Origin of the sequence: Adonisia turfae CCMR0081 (assembly GCF_011009555.1) — a bacterium.
GTDB lineage: Bacteria > Cyanobacteriota > Cyanobacteriia > Phormidesmidales > Phormidesmidaceae > Leptothoe > Leptothoe turfae.
The window spans coordinates 168,668-170,096 of the sequence record NZ_QXHD01000004.1; the positions used below are offsets into that span (position 1 = coordinate 168,668).

Genomic DNA, 1,429 nt, shown 5'->3' on the forward strand with positions numbered 1-1,429 from the left:
ACCCCAGACGCGCCCGCTTCGTAGAGTCGTCGTCGATCTGACGCCTGGGCCTTCGCCGTTAAAAAAATAATCGGAATCTTTGCCGTTATTGGATTCTTCTGCAATGCCGCCAGCGTCGCCAGACCATCCATACCCGGCATCGCCACATCCAACAAAATCACATCAGGGAGAGTGGCGATCGCCACATCCAACCCCGCCTCACCCGAATTCGCCGTCGTCACAGACCAATCCGTATTCAACGTCAGACCAATTTTGGCAACGGTCTGAATATCAGTCTCATCATCAATCAACAAAACCGTACGACAAGTCATGATGGATTCTCTTAGGTGAACGTCTTAGGCAAAGAAAAACAGAATGTACTCCCCTCACCATGGACGCTGGTCACCCAAATGCGACCCTTGTGATGTTGCACAATCTCACGACAGATTGCTAACCCCAGACCCGTACCACCATGCTTGCGAGTATCCGATGCATCCACCTGTTGAAACCGCTCAAAAATTGTCTCCAGCTTATTTTCAGGAATCCCTCGACCATGGTCAACCACCTTGAAAACTACCTGTTGCGGATGGTCTACAGCCTTGAGAACAACAATTTCCCCCCGAGGTGAATACTTAATCGCATTACTCAGTAAATTTGTTAGCGTCTGTTCAATGTGGTCAGGGTCAGCATAGATATAGGTATCGATAGGCAACACCTGTACCGTCACCCCGTGAGTCTGAGCCATGGGCATCATCGCCTGTGCCGCCTTTTGTAACACCTCCGCCACCTGACACTGTACCTTAATCATCTTGATGCGACCCGACTCAATGCGCTCTAAATCGAGAACATCATTGATCAACCGCGTCAGCCGCTCCGTATTACTTAGAGCAATTTCAAGCAGTTCCTGGCCCTGGGGCTGTAGCTGCCCCAACTGCCCTGTCGTTAAAAGCTTCAACGCCCCATGGATGGATGTAAGGGGCGTGCGTAACTCGTGGCTAACCACCGAAACAAACTCATTTTTCAGCTGGTCAGCTGCTTTATGATCGCTAATGTCTTGGGTCATGGCAAAACACCCCCTCACTCTGCCATCATGAATATCCGGTTGATAGCTGACACTCACCCAACGGTAAGGGCTATCACTTCCGGGAAACTCCACCTCAAAGGTGACACTTTGGCCGTCGAGCGCCTGTCGTAAATAGGGCTGAATAGTACCATAAATCTCAGGCCCCAAGGCTGTGGCTAAGGATTGCCCCTCTAAGCTTTCATAAGGTACCCCCAACCAATCTTCGTAGGCACGATTATTAAAGCGATAGCACTCCTCCGCATCAATGTAGGCAATCAATACTGGCAGGGCATTGGTTGTTTTGCGCAGTTGCTCTTCACTACGACGAATGGCCGCTTCCGCCTGTAGCCGTTCAGTAATGTCCTGCAGCATAACGGTGTACCATAC

The 1,429-nt window shown here is 50.5% G+C and carries 2 protein-coding genes; both read right to left on the reverse strand.

What is annotated here, in order from left to right; genetic code table 11:
- Nucleotides 1-311: response regulator (locus DXZ20_RS37245; protein WP_250565628.1), on the reverse strand; the 311-nt coding region annotated here is incomplete at its 3' end.
- Between the two features lie 11 nt (nt 312-322).
- A partial coding sequence (locus DXZ20_RS04985) for a sensor histidine kinase (protein WP_250565629.1) occupies nt 323-1,429 on the reverse strand: 1,107 nt, incomplete at its 5' end.